13 protein-coding genes are annotated in these 15,780 nt (G+C 59.1%); 6 read left to right on the forward strand and 7 right to left on the reverse strand.

The window, feature by feature from the left end:
- Nucleotides 1–7 precede the first annotated feature (7 nt).
- The 3 genes from gatB to gatC are packed head-to-tail and all read right to left on the reverse strand — an operon-like array spanning nucleotide 8 to nucleotide 3,323.
- Complete coding sequence (gatB, locus tag FYJ43_RS05510; RefSeq protein WP_154562759.1) at nucleotides 8–1,501, reverse strand: Asp-tRNA(Asn)/Glu-tRNA(Gln) amidotransferase subunit GatB; 1,494 nt, start codon at nucleotides 1,499–1,501, stop codon at nucleotides 8–10.
- Nucleotides 1,498–3,003: an Asp-tRNA(Asn)/Glu-tRNA(Gln) amidotransferase subunit GatA gene (gene gatA, locus FYJ43_RS05515; protein WP_326833369.1), complete on the reverse strand. Its 1,506-nt coding sequence runs from the start codon at nucleotides 3,001–3,003 to the stop codon at nucleotides 1,498–1,500. The genes gatB and gatA overlap by 4 nt, the downstream gene beginning before the upstream one ends.
- Nucleotides 3,000–3,323 (reverse strand): Asp-tRNA(Asn)/Glu-tRNA(Gln) amidotransferase subunit GatC, encoded by a 324-nt coding sequence (gene gatC / locus FYJ43_RS05520; RefSeq protein WP_154562761.1) that lies wholly within the window; start codon nucleotides 3,321–3,323, stop codon nucleotides 3,000–3,002. The genes gatA and gatC overlap by 4 nt, the downstream gene beginning before the upstream one ends.
- Nucleotides 3,324–3,487: 164 nt before the next feature.
- Here gatC and FYJ43_RS05525 point away from each other — a divergent pair, with 164 nt between their 5' ends.
- A complete protein-coding gene (locus tag FYJ43_RS05525) occupies nucleotides 3,488–4,099 on the forward strand; it encodes an ACT domain-containing protein (RefSeq protein ID WP_154562763.1) in 612 nt (203 codons plus the stop codon).
- Nucleotides 4,100–4,105: 6 nt separating this feature from the next.
- Nucleotides 4,106–4,618: a VTT domain-containing protein gene (locus FYJ43_RS05530; RefSeq protein ID WP_154562765.1), complete on the forward strand. Its 513-nt coding sequence runs from the start codon at nucleotides 4,106–4,108 to the stop codon at nucleotides 4,616–4,618.
- 23 nt (nucleotides 4,619–4,641) lie between these two features.
- Here the strand turns inward: FYJ43_RS05530 and FYJ43_RS05535 are convergent, their stop codons facing one another.
- The 4 genes from FYJ43_RS05535 to FYJ43_RS05550 all read right to left on the reverse strand — a co-directional run bounded on the left by FYJ43_RS05535 (nucleotide 4,642) and on the right by FYJ43_RS05550 (nucleotide 8,175).
- Nucleotides 4,642–4,854, reverse strand: coding sequence for a hypothetical protein (locus FYJ43_RS05535; RefSeq protein ID WP_326833370.1), 213 nt, complete (start codon nucleotides 4,852–4,854; stop codon nucleotides 4,642–4,644).
- Between the two features lie 10 nt (nucleotides 4,855–4,864).
- Complete coding sequence (locus FYJ43_RS05540) at nucleotides 4,865–5,806, reverse strand: methionine synthase (RefSeq protein ID WP_229771655.1); 942 nt, start codon at nucleotides 5,804–5,806, stop codon at nucleotides 4,865–4,867.
- A gap of 35 nt (nucleotides 5,807–5,841) precedes the next feature.
- Nucleotides 5,842–6,942 carry a tRNA 2-thiouridine(34) synthase MnmA gene (gene mnmA, locus FYJ43_RS05545; protein ID WP_326833371.1) on the reverse strand — a complete coding sequence of 367 codons (1,101 nt, stop codon included), beginning with the start codon at nucleotides 6,940–6,942 and terminating at the stop codon, nucleotides 5,842–5,844.
- A 93-nt stretch (nucleotides 6,943–7,035) separates the two neighbouring features.
- Nucleotides 7,036–8,175 carry a cysteine desulfurase family protein gene (locus tag FYJ43_RS05550; RefSeq protein ID WP_154562769.1) on the reverse strand — a complete coding sequence of 380 codons (1,140 nt, stop codon included), beginning with the start codon at nucleotides 8,173–8,175 and terminating at the stop codon, nucleotides 7,036–7,038.
- A gap of 155 nt (nucleotides 8,176–8,330) precedes the next feature.
- Between FYJ43_RS05550 and glgX the strand changes: the two genes are divergently transcribed.
- From glgX to FYJ43_RS05570, 4 genes are all read left to right on the forward strand, one after another.
- Nucleotides 8,331–10,412 carry a glycogen debranching protein GlgX gene (gene glgX, locus FYJ43_RS05555; RefSeq protein WP_326833372.1) on the forward strand — a complete coding sequence of 694 codons (2,082 nt, stop codon included), beginning with the start codon at nucleotides 8,331–8,333 and terminating at the stop codon, nucleotides 10,410–10,412.
- A 79-nt stretch (nucleotides 10,413–10,491) separates the two neighbouring features.
- Nucleotides 10,492–12,696, forward strand: a complete 2,205-nt coding sequence (locus tag FYJ43_RS05560; protein WP_326833373.1) for an alpha-1,4-glucan--maltose-1-phosphate maltosyltransferase — start codon at nucleotides 10,492–10,494, stop codon at nucleotides 12,694–12,696.
- On the forward strand, nucleotides 12,693–14,465 hold the full coding sequence (treS, locus tag FYJ43_RS05565; RefSeq protein ID WP_154562771.1) for a maltose alpha-D-glucosyltransferase: 1,773 nt from the start codon (nucleotides 12,693–12,695) through the stop codon (nucleotides 14,463–14,465). Before FYJ43_RS05560 ends, treS begins: the two co-directional genes overlap by 4 nt.
- Nucleotides 14,462–15,760: a phosphotransferase gene (locus tag FYJ43_RS05570; RefSeq protein WP_154562773.1), complete on the forward strand. Its 1,299-nt coding sequence runs from the start codon at nucleotides 14,462–14,464 to the stop codon at nucleotides 15,758–15,760. Before treS ends, FYJ43_RS05570 begins: the two co-directional genes overlap by 4 nt.
- Nucleotides 15,761–15,780 lie beyond the last annotated feature (20 nt).

Below are 15,780 nucleotides of genomic sequence, written 5' to 3' on the forward strand. Positions count from 1 at the left end.
TCCTGAGTCAGGAGAGCTTCTCCAAGATAAGCTCCCTGACTCGCTTGGCGTCAGCCTGACCTTTCATGGCCTTCATAACTTGACCAATAAGGGCACCGGCGGCCTGCACTTTTCCGCCACGGATCTTCTCCGCAATCTGTGGGTTTGCCGCAATGACATCGTCAACGGCGCCCCCCAAAGCCGCATCGTCGGAAACCACGGCCAAACCACGACCGTCAACAACCTGCTGGGGGTCTCCCTCACCAGCGATGACTCCGTCAATGACCTGACGAGCGAGTTTATCGGTGAGTGTGCCGTCATCGACGAGCTTTTGCAGCTGAGCAACCTGATGAGGCGTCATACCAACCTCGGACAGCTCCACACCAGCCTCGTTGGCCCGACGCGACAACTCCGTCAACCACCATTTACGCGCTGAGGCGGGCTGGCAGCCGGCGTCGACCGTCGCCTCAAGGAGGTCAAGGGCACCGGCGTTAACGACCGAGGCCATGTCCGCGTCAGAAAACTGCCACTGGGCGGACAACCGGGCCCTCTTGACTGCCGGAAGTTCCGGCAGCTCGGCACGCAATTGTTCGACCCACTCTCTTGACGGGGCGATCGGCACCAGATCTGGTTCAGGGAAATAGCGGTAGTCTTCGGCGTCAGACTTATCGCGCCCGGCAATGGTGTATTCGCCAGCTTCTTGCCACATCCGGGTCTGCTGACGAACCGTGCGACCCTCCGACAACACGAAACCCTGACGCTGAATTTCGTACCGCAGCGCACCCTCCACAGACCGCAACGAATTGACGTTCTTAGTCTCAGTTCGGGTACCCAAAATGTCACTGCCGCGCGGCATCAGAGAAACATTTGCGTCACACCGTAGGTTGCCCCGCTCCATTCTGGCCTCGGAGACTCCGAGGGCAATCATAATGTCACGTAACTGAGCCATATATGCGCGCGCTACCTGGGGTGCCTTAGCCCCCAGCCCACGAATCGGCTTCGTGACAATCTCGATAAGGGGAACACCAGCCCGGTTGTAGTCCATAAGCGAGTGGCTGGCACCGGAAATGCGCCCATCAGAGCCTCCGACATGGAGAGACTTTCCGGCGTCTTCCTCCATATGGGCGCGCTCGATGTCCACCCGGAAAGTTTCGCCATCAACCTCAACGTCGAGCCAGCCGTCGTAGCATATCGGTTCGTCGTACTGAGACGTCTGATAATTCTTCGTCATGTCCGGATAGAAATAATTCTTCCGAGCCATGCGGCACCACTCTGCAATGTGGCAGTTGAGAGCCAGGCCAATACGAATGGCAGATTCGACGGCGTGACCGTTAATGGCTGGCATTGATCCGGGCAAACCCAGGCACACTGGGCAGACGTTGGTGTTGGGGTCTTTTTCCGTGTCGGTTGAGCAACCGCAAAACATCTTGGTCGCAGTGGACAACTCGACATGTACCTCAAGACCGATGACCGGCTCATACTCAGCCATCACGTCGTCGTATGGCAACAGCTCGTCGGTCATCGCTCTCCCCCCAACTCAGGGGCCTGCGCAAGTAACGAGGTGCCCCATTTCTCATTCAGCGATCGCTCCAGGACCGCACCGACACGATAGATACGGTCGTCAGCCATAATCGGCGCCATCACCTGCATCCCAACGGGCATGCCGTCAGTCTGGGATAAACCGATCGGGAAGGATCCTGCCGGGCTGCCAGCCATATTGGCCGGAATAGTGCAAAGGTCGGACCGATACATCGCCATTGGGTCTGCAATGCGTTCACCCAGCCGGAAGGCGGTCGTTGGCGTCACTGGTGACACGAGCACATCACAGGTCTGCCAGGCGTTGTCGAAGTCGCGTTGAATGAGCGTACGGACTTTCTGAGCCGAGCCGTAGTAGGCGTCGTAATATCCAGCCGACAACGCATAGGTGCCTAAGATGATGCGGCGCTTGGCCTCAGCTCCAAATCCAGCACCGCGAGTGGCGCGCATCACCTGTTCGGCAGAATGCTCACCGTCATCGTCGACGCGCAGACCGTAACGCATAGCGTCATAACGCGCCAGATTGCTCGAAACCTCGGCGGGCTGAATGAGATAATAAGCCGGCAAGGCGAGATCGAAGTGCGGGCAAGAAACCTCGACGACCTCAGCTCCGCCATCGGTGAGCATCTCGACGGCCTCGCGGAACCGGGCTACAACCTGCGGATCGTACCCGTCCCCGGCTAGCTCACTGACGACGCCGACGCGCATCCCCGAAACGTCTGTCTTTCTCGCTGCCTCGACGATAGCCGGGGTGGGCTGGTCGATCGTCGTCTGGTCCATAGCGTCATGCCCGGCCATCGCCTCGTGCAGCAATGCAGCGTCAAGGACGGTCCGGGCACAGGGCCCTGGGGTATCCAGAGATGACGCCATGGCAATAACGCCGTATCGGGAGGTCGAACCGTAGGTCGGCTTGATGCCGACGGTGCCAGTCACAGCGCCTGGCTGACGAATCGATCCGCCGGTGTCAGTGCCCAAAGCCAGCGGCGCCTGGAACGAGGCCAAACTTGCCGCCGAACCGCCGCCGGAACCGCCCGGCACCCGTTCAAGGTCCCACGGGTTATGAGTTGGTCCAAAAGCTGACGTTTCCGTCGACGACCCCATGGCGAACTCGTCAAGGTTCGTCTTGCCGAGGATCACCATTCCGGCGTCCTTGCAGCGGGCCACAATGGTGGAGTCGTAGGGCGGAATCCAGCCTTCTAACATTCGGGATGCCGCAGTAGTAGCGAGCCCCTCGGTGCAGAAAAGATCCTTGACGGCAAGCGGTACTCCGGCTAGCGGACCGAGCCGCTCGCCACGAGCAATGCGGGCATCGATACGCCGAGCAGCGTCGAGAGCCCCATCGTGATCAACGAGGAGGAAGGCACGAATGTCACCATCGACCTCGTCAATGCGATCCAAGTGGGCCTGGGTGACTTCTTCGCTAGAGATCTGTCGAGCCGCGATCCGCTCACCTAACTCGGCCGCGGTCAACGTCACAAGTTCGTTCACTGTGCCTCCTCGTCCAAGATGCGAGGCACGCGGAAGCGCTGATCCTCACTGCGTGGTGCCATGGCCAGAGCGTCGTCGGAGGGCATTGACTCTTTAATGACGTCCTCACGGAAGACGTTGGACAGCGGCAAGGCGTGCGAAGTAGGTGGCACGTCGTCGGTGGCAACGGCTGACACGGCGGCCACTGCATCGAGAATCGCGTCCAGCTGTGGAGCAAGATACGCGGTCTCGTCGTCAGTGAGATCGATGCGTGCCAAACCAGCCAAGCGGACGACGTCATCCGGCGTAAGGGCCACGATGAATCTCCTGGTTGACGGCATAGGGCGGAAATACCCTTAAACCATCCTAGAGCCACCAACTGACGTACCCGCTACAACCGCACTAGAACGACTCCAAGACCGATCAAGGCACACCACTGTGACCCGCCCATATGTTGCCCCGTTTTGGGATCGTCGCGCTAACCCGCAACAATGAGAGTGTGCTCATGATCCGTATTCAGCTGCCAGACACGCCGGGTTCTCTGGGGTCGGTGGCTACTGCTATGGGCACTGCCAATGCCGACATCTCCGCCATCGAGATCGTCGAAAAAGGCTCCGACTACGTCGTAGACGACTTCATTTTGACGTTGCCGCCCACGACGATGCCCGACACACTGGTGTCGGCCTGCGGCATGCTCGACGGGGTGCATGTCTTATGGCTCAGCCGGTATCCAGAGAATTGGAGCATTGAGTCTGACATTGCAGCCCTCAATAGGATGTCCGAAGACCCCGAGCATTCGGCAGAGATCTTATGCGGCGCCGTTCCGGTGGTCTTCCACACCCAGTGGGCAGCCCTCTTTGATGCTGACGAGCAGGTCATCATTTCAACTGCTCTTGCCCCCGAGTTCACTCCCGAGGGAATCGCACGATTAACGCCTATGGATCGTTCCCACACTGCGGAGTTAGAGGCCGGCTGGATGCCCGGATGGGGAGATACCGTGATCGCTGTTGTCCCGCTGTCGCGGGGGCGCTGCTTAGTCGCCGGTCGCCAGGGTGGGCCGGGGTTCCTGGCGTCCGAGCTTAACCGACTCCAGCACATGGCCGCATTGGCCAACTGAGGCCGCATGGAGGTTTATCTCACCTGGCAGTTCTGGTACCAGGTTCTCTCGGCCTTCGCCTTTGGCGTCGCGTCAAGTCTCGTCCCGGTTCTCAATTCAGAGCTGTTCATCGTCGGAGCGCTGGGATCCCGTCTCTTAGGGCCACTCGAGGTCGCATTGGGTCTGGCTCTCGGCCACGGGGTTGGCAAACAGGTCATGTTCATCGGCATCCGCAAAGGCTCAGACTCACGGTGGATCAAGCGCAAGGAGCCGAAGCCGGTCTTAGAAGGGTCCTGGCGATGGCGGTTACGACGATGGAATGACAAGGCCGCGCACGTCGTCGAGACGCCACGGTGGGGAATGCCTCTGCTGTTCTTTTCCGCCGTCACTGGAATACCGCCCGTATATCTTGTCGTTATTTACGCAGCGACCACGAAAATGAATTTTTGGCGGTTCTCACTATGGGTGACGATAGGATTTTTCATACGGTGTTATTTACTAGCACTAGCCACCCAGTATGGATTCCACTTAATTATCTGACAATACCTTCCCAACAAGGTATTTCAGCCTCCGACAACGATGGCCCGGAAGAAGTAATACCCAACTCCTACTAAGACGCCAAGAGCAACGCAGAAGGCAATAGGAGCGAGAACCCGCTGGACCTTTTTGCGTTTCGTGGTAGGAACCACGGCCGGGGCCCACTGTTCGTCACCGACGCGTGGCCGAGTACGTACCGGTGTCTGGCCATCCAGATTGAGATTGGTGAACAAGCCCACGGTCGAAACTCTACCTGCTCACCAGTTGCTCGTCGACGAGGTCTCCAGCCCGCCTGACAGCGCGACACACCTCAGCAGCATCGTGACGCGACCAGCCTGCCAGCCCGCAGGCTGGGGTCAAGAAGCCAGACCCGAGCAAAGCGGGGTCGATCTTCAGACCACGCGCCAGCCACAGCACGCGATCAATGAGATGGTCTATCGGTGGGATGTCACCCACCTTCATAGTGTCAACGACCCCCATGCCGAGATGTCCACCCGATTCAACCCACTCGGCGACCCGGTCCAGATCCAACGATGGGGTAACCTCACACCACAGCGTCGAGAATCCCGCTTGACGAGCCAGCGCCCACGGAATCGGCGTCCCGCAACAATGCATCCCCATCTCAACGTGTCCGCACTCTGACGTGACAGTCCGCCACAAACGCACCGCTGTCGAACCGGCCATCGCTGAATGGCGGTACAAACCAGACTGAGTAGGGATTGTGCCGGATAGCACTGCGGGAGCTGACGGTTCGTCGATCTGCAGTATCCACGTGACCTTCGGCATTCGCCGTTGTAGTTCTGCTATGAGCTGGCTGACCCCCTCGGCCAGACTGACGGTGACGTCAGTGAGTGCGGATTCATCGGCCAGTATCGCCTCTCCTGCTCGTAGATGTAAGCCGACGGCCAAGGTGAGAGGCCCAGCGAGCGAGATTTTGACCCTAGCTTCCTCACCAGCGAGAGCCTCTTCAAGATCGTCGAGGTCGCTGCGTAAGAAGGAACGCGCCGATCGAGCGGCGTGGTCAGTAGAATCAGCTACCCGCCATCCACCAGGTCCGTGGTCAACCGGAATGTCTACGAGCACAGCCGCTGCTCGCCCGATCATCTGAGCGCCGACCCCACGCGCCGGCAACTCGGGAAAAGGTATGAGCTGATCAAACGTCTCAGCCATCGCCGCCAGACTTCCCCGCATGTCGGTGCCCGGTAAGGAACCGATGCCGGTAGCAATCATGCTGCCTGCTCCGCCGTCATGCCGGAGCGATCCGTACCGCTAATTGTGGCCGATCCGACAACGAGGTCGCCGTCATACAAGACCGCCGCCTGGCCGGGAGCGACTCCACGCAGCGGGTGCTCCAATTCCATGGCTACCCCACCGGGAACCGTCGATATTGTGGCCGGCGCCGGGTCTCCATGGGCTCGCACCTGAACCTGGCCAGTCCAGGTGTCAGCGGGGTCTCCAGAACACCACACCGGCCTGATGGCCTCAATATGACGAACCGTCAGTCCCTCGGCTCCTCCGACAACCACAGTGTTGGTGACTGGTTCGATGTCCAAGACATAGCGCGGTTTGCCGTCGGGAGCCGGAACTCCCAGCCGCAGTCCGCGTCGCTGGCCAATGGTGAAGTGGTGATAGCCATTGTGGTGCCCTACGACGTCACCTGATTCATCGCGAATCTCGCCATCGTTTGAGCCGATTTTTTCTGATAGCCAGCCTGGGGTATCCCCGTCAGGGATGAAGCAAATATCGTTGGAATCGGGCTTGTCAGCCACTGATAGGCCGAGAGCTGCAGCCTCGCGGCGAACATTCGTTTTCAGGGAATCGCCGAGAGGGAAAAGCGAATGAGCAAGTTGGTCTTGGTTGAGGACCGCCAGTACGTAGGACTGGTCTTTGCCGGGATCAACTGACCGATACAGCTTCGTCACGCCGTCAACGATCTTCGTTCTCGCGTAATGGCCGGTCGCCACCGCGTCGTATCCGAGGTCCAGACCACGTTCTAGCAGAGCAGCAAACTTGATCCTCTCATTACAGCGCAGACAGGGATTGGGGGTGCGTCCAGCCTGATATTCGGCGATGAAGGGGTCAATGACTTCATCCGCAAAACGGTCGGAAAAATCCCACACGTAGAAAGGAATCCCTAACCGGTCAGCTGCGCGCCTCGCATCAAAGGAGTCTTCCAGAGAGCAACACCCTCGTGATCCTTCACGGTGGGAGCGTGGGTTGCGTGACAATGCCAAATGGACCCCAGTGACATCATGACCGGCTTCGACTAGACGAGCCGCTGCGACAGCGGAATCGACTCCTCCCGACATTGCGGCGAGAACCTTCACGGTGTTTTGTCCTCTCACGGTGGCAGCTTGATCTCGTGACCAGACGAGCTTCGATAATCCAGACGAGCTTCGATAATACGGCGTTGCCCCGATTTATCGCGCTCCGCTTGCCTTGTTTATCGCTACGGGCAAGACTGTGAGCAGACGGTCAATATCGGAGTTGGTCGTCGTGTACCCCATCGAAATCCTTACCCCTGACGATGCAACATCATCGGTCCGTCCCATGGCAAGCATTGTTGGGGAAGGGCGCGATACCCCGGCGTGACAGGCCGAACCGGCGGAGAGGTCAATGCCATCGCGGTCGGCCAGCATGACGATGTCAGTCCCTCGAGCGCCGGCAATACTGAGATGGATGATTGACGGGCTGGTCATGGGTGCGTCGTCAACGGTCACACCGGGCTGTTGTTGGCACCACGCGATGATGCGTTGCCTCAATGATCGCCAGCGGGCCGTCATGGTGGCGAATTCATCGATGCATGCCTGTAGCGCTGCGGCGAAACCGCGCGCCAACGCCACTGTCTGCGTTCCTGATCGAATGCCGTATTGTTGGCCGCCCCCCGGAGACACCGGATGTACGTCGACCCCTCGTTTCACCCAGAGTGCTCCGATCCCGACCGGACCACCAATCTTGTGGGCGCTGAAAGACGCGAGGTCTGCCCCCCATGCGTCGAGGTCGACGGGGATGTGCCCGAGAGCCTGTACGGCGTCTGTATGCATGAGTGCGCCGGCTCGATGGGCAGCCTCAGCGACCTGCGATATCGGCTGACACACCCCGGTTTCATTATTCACAGCCATGACGGATACGACGTCAAGGCTGCCCGAATGTGCGCCCACATCAGTGGGATCAACGCGTCCAGCGTGGTCTACTGGCAACAACTCACATCGCTGACCGAGTAGCCACGGGGACGTGAGACCTCCGACAGCGGGATGTTCGACGGCGGAGACAAGGGCGTGACGGTCACGAACAGCCCCCATCACTGCAAGCATGTCCGATTCGGTTCCCCCACTAGTGAACACAATCTCGAGTGGAGCGACTCCGAGGAGGTTGGCGATCTCCTCGCGAGCGTCTTCCAAAAGTGCCCGAGCAGCACGCCCGGAACCGTGAATAGCACCGGGATTACCGGGCACGTCACCTGTCATTGCCTCGAGGGCTTCGGGGCGCAGCGGAGACGTCGCCGCGTGGTCGAAATAGGCACGATCGTGATGTACTGATCCGGGCTTTGGCTGCGACATACCTGTCCTTCCTGGCGACTTCTCGACGTTACCGCCCTATGACAAGGCATGGACTGCGCATCATCGCCCTTGCGAACGCAACGGCCAACTCAGGCTAAACTGTCTCGCCGGCCCACTGACGTTGCGGCCATTATCCCCGACGAAAGGCCTCTACTGTGACCGACACCAACACGGCGTCATTCGACACCAGCGCCTTGGGTTCGACCCTCGTCAACGGCAGCTGCCGCTTTGGATTATGGGCACCTCGCGCCGAACGTGTCGAGTTGGCACGCGTGGCAGATGACGGGTCACAGGTCAACCATGACATGGTCAAAGACGAGCACGGTGTATGGACCATCGAGGTTCCGGGCGTCCAGGCTGGTCAACGCTATGGCTATCGAGTGCATGGACCGTGGGATCCTGATCGCGGCATGAGGTTCAATCCCGCCAAACTGCTGCTTGACCCCTACGCCAGAGCCATCACAGCGGGAGTCGACTATCACGGCCCGATCATGGATCACACGCCCGAGTCCAACTACGACCCCGACCCGACTGACGATGCGACATCGGTCCCGCTCGCCGTCGTTATTGAGGCTTCTGAGCCACCTACTCCCATTGCACATCGCCACGACATCAGCGAGTCCGTAATTTACGAGACTCACGTCAAGGGCTATACCCGCCTACATCCCCTCGTTCCAGAGCATCTGCGAGGCACATATGCGGGGCTTGCGTATCCGGCTGTCATCGACCACCTCACGTCGATCGGAGTCACGGCCATCGAGTTACTACCCGTCCAGCAATTCGTCTCTGAGCCATTTGTTGTTGGTCGTGGGCTGTCCAATTACTGGGGTTACAACACTCTTGGATTTTTTGCGCCACACGCCGCTTACTGCTCTGTTGGGTCCATGGGAGACCAGGTACGTGAGTTCAAGGACATGGTGACGTCCTTCCATGAAGCTGGCATCGAAGTCATATTGGACGTCGTCTATAACCACACTGGTGAGGGCGGGCACGAAGGACCGACCTTGTCGTTCCGTGGCATTGACCACCAGTCCTATTACCGACTCACCAACGATCACCGCAATGACTACGACGTCACCGGCTGTGGCAATTCTGTGGATACCTCTCGCCCAGAGGTGCTCACCATGGTTCTCGACTCGTTGCGGTACTGGGTCACCGAAATGGGTGTCGACGGGTTCCGTTACGACCTTGCTACTACCCTCATCCGTGACGCGTCTCATGGGGTCGATCAGAATCACCCGTTTAAGCAAGCTCTCGTCGACGATCCGGTCCTCAGGACGGTTAAGCACATTGCTGAACCGTGGGACCTCGGCCCGTATGGCTACCAAGTGGGCGCATGGGGTCCGAAATGGAGTGAATGGAACGACCGCTTCCGCAACTACGTCCGTGATTTTTGGCGTGGTGCCGTCAGCGGCGTCGAGGAGTTGGCAACGAGGTTATGCGGGTCGCCGGACCTGTACGGTCAGCCGACTTCCAGCATTAACTTCGTTACTGCTCACGACGGCTTCACGATGCGTGACCTGGTTACCTACGACATGAAGCACAACCAAGACAACGGTGAGGACAACCATGACGGGTCCAATGACAACCGGTCCTGGAACTGTGGCTGGGAAGGTGAAACCACTGACCAGTCCATCGTGATGTTGCGGCATCGTCAGGTGCGCAACTTGGTTGCTACCTTGCTGTTAGCTACCGGCGTACCAATGATTACTGCCGGTGACGAGATGGGACGCACGCAACACGGCAATAACAATGCTTACTGCCAGGACTCCCCCATCTCGTGGATGGACTGGGACGACGCCGAATCGTGGTCGGATGTGACCGACCTCGTCACGACGATCACAGCGCTGCGTCGCGAACACCCTGTCCTTCGCCCATCGATCTATCGGCATCATGACCCGGTCGGTGACATTAACGGGTCACGCCCGCGCCGCGCTGATCTGGCATGGTTCTCCGGCCACGGCGGAGAAATGGTGAACAATGATTGGCACGACGAAGGCCGTCGCACCCTTGGTATGTACACAAGTGACGACAGTGAGGCCTTCCTCATCTGGTTCCACGCCGGGGACCACCCGATCGAGATCGTTTTACCGACTGCTCGGTGGGGGCAGTCGTGGCGGGTGGTCGCCTCGACAGCCCTACCTGGGGAAATTCCCGACGAGGCGGTTCCGGCTGGACTATCGGTCACGTTGCCGAGTAGGTGCGTCGTCGTCATGCAGGCGTCCCATGCGGCGTAACCGCGCCATTACGCGCCAAGCGCACAGGCATCGACCCGTCCGATGACGTGTTGGAACCGGCCACGGTAGCCTGTGACGCGTGTGGAGGATCAACAGGCGAGATCGCCGTCACGACGACACGGGTTTCGACGACGAGGTGGAGGCGGTTTTGCCTGCCCCGCAACCGTTACCCGAGCAGGTGGCTTCTCCTGACCCCACCGATTCCTCTGGGATCGTGTCTGGCCCTGACCCATCACCAATGGCACCGCGCCACGCTGCTGACTCTGGTGACGAGGATTTCGTCGATGCTACGGGCGCTATTGATTCCCCTGGACGCCCGCCGCTGCGGGGATTTGGCCGCATTCCAGTCCATAATGTTCGTCCCGAGGTCGAAGGTGGCCGTCTGCCCACCTACTCGGTCGTCGACGAAGAGTTCGAGGTCACCGCAAACGTTTTTCGCGAGGGCCATGACGCCGTCGGGGCGAGCGTCGTCCTCACCGATCCGAGCGGCAACCGCCATGTCACTGACATGCACCAAATTGAGCCATGGGGGCTCGATATATGGACTGCACGAGTCCATGCTGACGTCGAGGGCGACTGGACCATGCATGTTGAGGGCTGGTCAGACACCTGGAGTACATGGCACCACAACGCTGACGCCAAGCTCGCGGCCGGCATTGACGTTGATCTCGTGTGCGCCGAGGGACATGCCCTCATCAGTGAGGCCGTTGCGCACGCTGAAAAACTCTGTGACACCACATCGCTTAGTGCTCTACGTGAGGCCGACGCCACCCTCACCGCTGATCGTGCCCCTGACTCGCTGCGGCAGGTTATCAACGTCTTCGCGTTCTGCCAGGCCATGCGCACCCATGCCCCCCGCACGCTGACCTCGCCCACCAACCCAACCCCGCTGCGGGTGGAGAGGCGCCGAGCTCTGTACGGATCATGGTATGAGTTCTTTCCCCGCTCCCAGGGTGCCCATATCGGCGTGGATGGTCAGTGGGTATCTGGCACCTTTGATTCCTCGTGGGAGCGTCTGGATGCCGCCGCAGCGATGGGATTTGATGTCGTTTATTTACCACCCATCCATCCCATCGGCACGGCATTCCGCAAAGGTAAGGACAACACCTTGACTACTGGCCCGGACGATCCGGGCTCGCCGTGGGCCATTGGCTCCTCCGATGGCGGCCATGATGCGATTCACCCCGACCTCGGTACTTTCGACGACTTCGACCGCTTCGTAGCTCACGCCCATGACCTAGGGATGGAGGTCGCCCTGGACTTCGCGCTGCAGGCTTCCCCCGATCATCCGTGGGTGCAACAACACCCGGAGTGGTTCACAACCCGCGTTGACGGCACGATTGCCTATGCGGAGAATCCTCCTAAGAAGTATCAGGACATTTACCCGATCAACTTCGATAACGACCCTGACGGCATTTACCACGAGTGCCTGCGGCTATTAGAGTTGTGGATTTCTCACGGTGTGACGATCTTCCGTGTCGACAACCCACATACCAAGCCCGTGAATTTCTGGGCTTGGTTAATGGAGCAAGTTCACCGTCGTCACCCCGGAGTCATCTTCTTAGCAGAAGCTTTCACCCGCCCCGAAATGATGGCCGCGCTGGCCAAAGCCGGTTTCCAACAGGGATACTCATACTTCACGTGGCGCACTGCTAAATGGGAGCTCGAAGCTTATCTCGACGAAGTCTCTCACCAGACCTCGCACTTTTACCGTCCCAATTTTTTCGTCAATACCCCCGATATCAACCCGATTTATCTCAATGACGGAAACCCGGCAGGCTTCGCTATCCGCGCTATTCTTGCCGCGACCATGAGCCCCTCGTGGGGCATGTACTCCGGGTTTGAGATCTGCGAGCATGAACCACTTCCCGGACGCGAGGAGTACGCACACTCCGAGAAGTACGAATACCGGCCCCGCAATTACGAATCAGATCCGAACATCACATTGCTTGTCACTCGTCTCAATGAGATCCGGAGGGCTCATCCGGCGCTGCAGCAGTTGCGTGACACCACAATCCATCATGCCCCGCATGACAACGTTTTTGTGTTCTCAAAGAAGGCGGGAGACGACGTCGTCATCGTCGTGATCTCCTTGGATCCGGTCTGGGGTGTTGAGTCCCAGATCATGCTGGATATGGCTGCGCTCGGCCTCGATCATGACGACACCTTTACCGTCCACGATGAGCTCACAGGGGCTGACTTCACGTGGACTCGGCAAGCCTTCGTCCGGCTCTACCCCGCTCAGCCCGCCCATATCTTGCACGTGCGAAAGAACGCCCGATGACCCATTCCTCCTATACTCCAGCTGAGGAGATCCCTGAGACTCTTGCCCCTACTGGGGCCCTCGGACTGACCTCGGCCCAGTTGCAGGCCAGGCTCGACGAGATCCACCCAATCGGTTCCATCGATCGCAGCGAGACCGAATGGTTCCGTACCGCCGTCTTTTATGAAGTTCTGGTGCGATCTTTTAAGGACTCCAACGGCGATGGTATTGGTGATTTTAAGGGGTTGACGGAAAAGCTCGACTACCTGCAATGGCTCGGGGTCGACTGCCTGTGGTTACCACCCTTTTATGACTCTCCGCTGCATGACGGTGGTTACGACATCCGCGATTACCGTTGGATTCGTGAAGAGTTGGGCACCATCGAAGACTTTAAGGTGTTTCTCGACGCCGCCCACGACCGTGGCCTCCGCGTCATCATCGACTTCGTCATGAACCACACCTCCGATTCCCATCCGTGGTTCCAGTCCTCACGCGCCGATCCTGATGGCCCCTACGGGAATTACTACGTATGGTCGGATACCGACGACGCCTACCCAGACGCGCGCATCATTTTTTGCGACACCGAGGACTCAAACTGGTCCTGGGATTCTGAGCGAAAGCAATTCTATTGGCACCGTTTCTTCCATCACCAACCTGACCTCAACTTCGAAGAGCCCAGGGTAATGGAAGAGATGCTTGACGCCGTCCGTTTCTGGATGGACTTGGGCATTGACGGGTTCCGGCTCGACGCCGTCCCATACCTCATCGAAGCTGAGGGCACGAACTGCGAGAACCTGCCAGGCACTCACAAGATTCTCAAACAACTGCGTACCATGGTCGACGAGGAGTATCCAGGTCGCATCCTGCTTTGTGAAGCTAATCAGTGGCCTGACGACGTCGTCGAGTATTTTGGCGATGGTGACGAATGCCAGATGGCCTTCCATTTTCCCGTCATGCCCCGGCTATATATGGGACTGCGCCGCGGTTCACGCGAGTGCATCAGTGAGATCCTTGCCAACACCCCGCAGATCCCACAGGGCTGCCAGTGGGGAACCTTCCTGCGCAATCATGACGAGCTCACCCTCGAAATGGTGACCGAAGAAGAGCGTCAATACATGTGGCAGGAGTATGCTCCCGAGCCTCGATGGCGCTGCAACCTGGGAATCCGCCGTCGCTTGAGCCCCCTTGTCGATAACGACGATGCGAGGATTCGGCTCCTTAATGCCATGTTGCTGTCCCTGCCCGGCTCACCAGTGCTGTACTACGGCGATGAGATAGGAATGGGTGACGATCCTTGGCTGCCTGACCGTGATGGCGTGCGCACTCCAATGCAGTGGGACGATTCGGAAACAGCCGGTTTCTCGACTGCCCTTCCCGAGGACTTCCATCTACCTCTCATCCACACTTTCGGTCACGACCCCGAACACGTCAATGTCGCCCGCCAAATGGATGATCCGTCTTCTCTGCTGGTGTGGACCCGGGCCATGCTCGGCATCCGTCGCCGTCACCCCGTTTTTGGCACGGGCGAGTTCACCGATCTCGGTGGAGAAGACACGGCTGTGCTGTCCTTTCTGCGTCACAATGAGCATGAAACAATCTTGTGCCTGGCCAACCTCTCTGATACTGAGCGGACAGTCGACCTTCATCTTCCGCAATTCGCGGGCGTGGCCGGTTCTTCCCTCATCCACGGTCAGGACGCGCAACCGGTCAGGGCAGACGGAAAGCTGACTGTGCCGTTGTGGCCGTATGGCTATCGGTGGCTGCAGATGTCTGGTGAGGAGAGATCATGACCGGTTGGGACGACGCCACCCTCACCGAGCGCGTCTGGAACCACATCAGCGACGCACGATGGTTTTCGGGAAAAGGTCGGTCTGGGATTCTGACGAGGCTGATGCCATTAGCTCCCGTCGTCGATGAGCACGACCTGAAAGTACTTCCCGTCATCGCTCGCGTTGGTTATCCGGACGCCGCCGACGAGTATTACCAGTTGCTGTTGGCATTGCGGCCAGGAAGCGTCGCCGGTATCGCTGAAGTTGCCATCGACGGTCGACCTTTCACCGTCACCGACGCCACGGAAGATGGACCCGCACTTATCGCATGGGCTCGTGCCATCCTCGAAGGTACTCCTGTCGCCGCCGATGACTCGTGGCAGCTACATCGCCGTCGAGCGACTCCTGAGCCGGTGCGGTCCGCCAAGCGTTTTGGCGGCGAACAGTCGAACACGTCGATCCTGGTAGGCGATGCCATAATCATCAAAATGTTCCGTCGTCTAGAGCCCGGCAACAACCTTGACATTACTGTCCATGCCGCGCTCAACGACGCTGAGGTCTCGTCAGTAGCCACGCTGTATGGCTATATCAGCGGGCAGATCCCCGCTGAGCAAAACCTGGCGACAGACCTCGCCATGATCATTGAACGTTTTCCGCAACCCCACGATGGCTGGGAGCTCGTCACTGACAAGGCAGCCGACCTCGTTGATGTCAGCGACCTTGTCGCTGAGCTGGGACGATGCTTGCGAACCATCCATGAGGCGCTACGGCAGACCTTTAGCACCACTGACATTGACGGGACCCGCGTGGCCGACGATATGGTACGTCGCCTCGATGCCGCCGTGACCACCGCACCGGAACTGGCTCCTTATCGGGACACTCTGGCAGCTCGGTTTGAGAAGCTGCGCGGACGCCGTCTACCAGCCCAGCGCATTCATGGCGACTTTCACCTCGGCCAAACCCTGCTGACGCCTCATGGTTGGCGGATCATCGACTTCGAAGGCGAACCCCTCAAAACCCTTGCCGAGCGACAGCTTCCGGACTCCCGTTGGCGTGATGTCGCCGGGATGATGAGGTCGTTGTCTTACGCCACCTCGGCTCATGCCAGGCCGACAGCACCAGAGACCCTCGCTTGGGCACGCCACGCCAGTGAGGCGTTCTTGACCGGCTACGGCTGGCCAAACCCCGATGAACGCGACGTGCTAGCCGCATACGAGGCCGACAAGGCTAGCTACGAAGCCGTCTACGAAACCCTCAACCGGCCGACGTGGGTGGACATTCCACTGTCGGCCATCCGTGCAATGCGGCAAGATTGACAATACCCAGGATTATTCGC

Source organism: Cutibacterium porci, from assembly GCF_009696315.1.
GTDB classification, from domain to species: Bacteria; Actinomycetota; Actinomycetes; order Propionibacteriales; family Propionibacteriaceae; genus Cutibacterium; species Cutibacterium porci.

Excerpts from the sequence above, each read along its gene's own strand:
- gatB (WP_154562759.1), bottom strand. The coding sequence starts at position 1,501 with ATGACCGACGAGCTGTTGCCATACGACGACGTGATGGCTGAGTATGAG.
- gatC (WP_154562761.1), bottom strand. The coding sequence starts at position 3,323 with ATGCCGTCAACCAGGAGATTCATCGTGGCCCTTACGCCGGATGACGTC.
- FYJ43_RS05525 (WP_154562763.1), top strand. The coding sequence starts at position 3,488 with ATGATCCGTATTCAGCTGCCAGACACGCCGGGTTCTCTGGGGTCGGTG.
- FYJ43_RS05530 (WP_154562765.1), top strand. The coding sequence starts at position 4,106 with ATGGAGGTTTATCTCACCTGGCAGTTCTGGTACCAGGTTCTCTCGGCC.
- FYJ43_RS05540 (WP_229771655.1), bottom strand. The coding sequence starts at position 5,806 with ATGCGGGGAAGTCTGGCGGCGATGGCTGAGACGTTTGATCAGCTCATA.
- FYJ43_RS05550 (WP_154562769.1), bottom strand. The coding sequence starts at position 8,175 with ATGTCGCAGCCAAAGCCCGGATCAGTACATCACGATCGTGCCTATTTC.
- treS (WP_154562771.1), top strand. The coding sequence starts at position 12,693 with ATGACCCATTCCTCCTATACTCCAGCTGAGGAGATCCCTGAGACTCTT.
- FYJ43_RS05570 (WP_154562773.1), top strand. The coding sequence starts at position 14,462 with ATGACCGGTTGGGACGACGCCACCCTCACCGAGCGCGTCTGGAACCAC.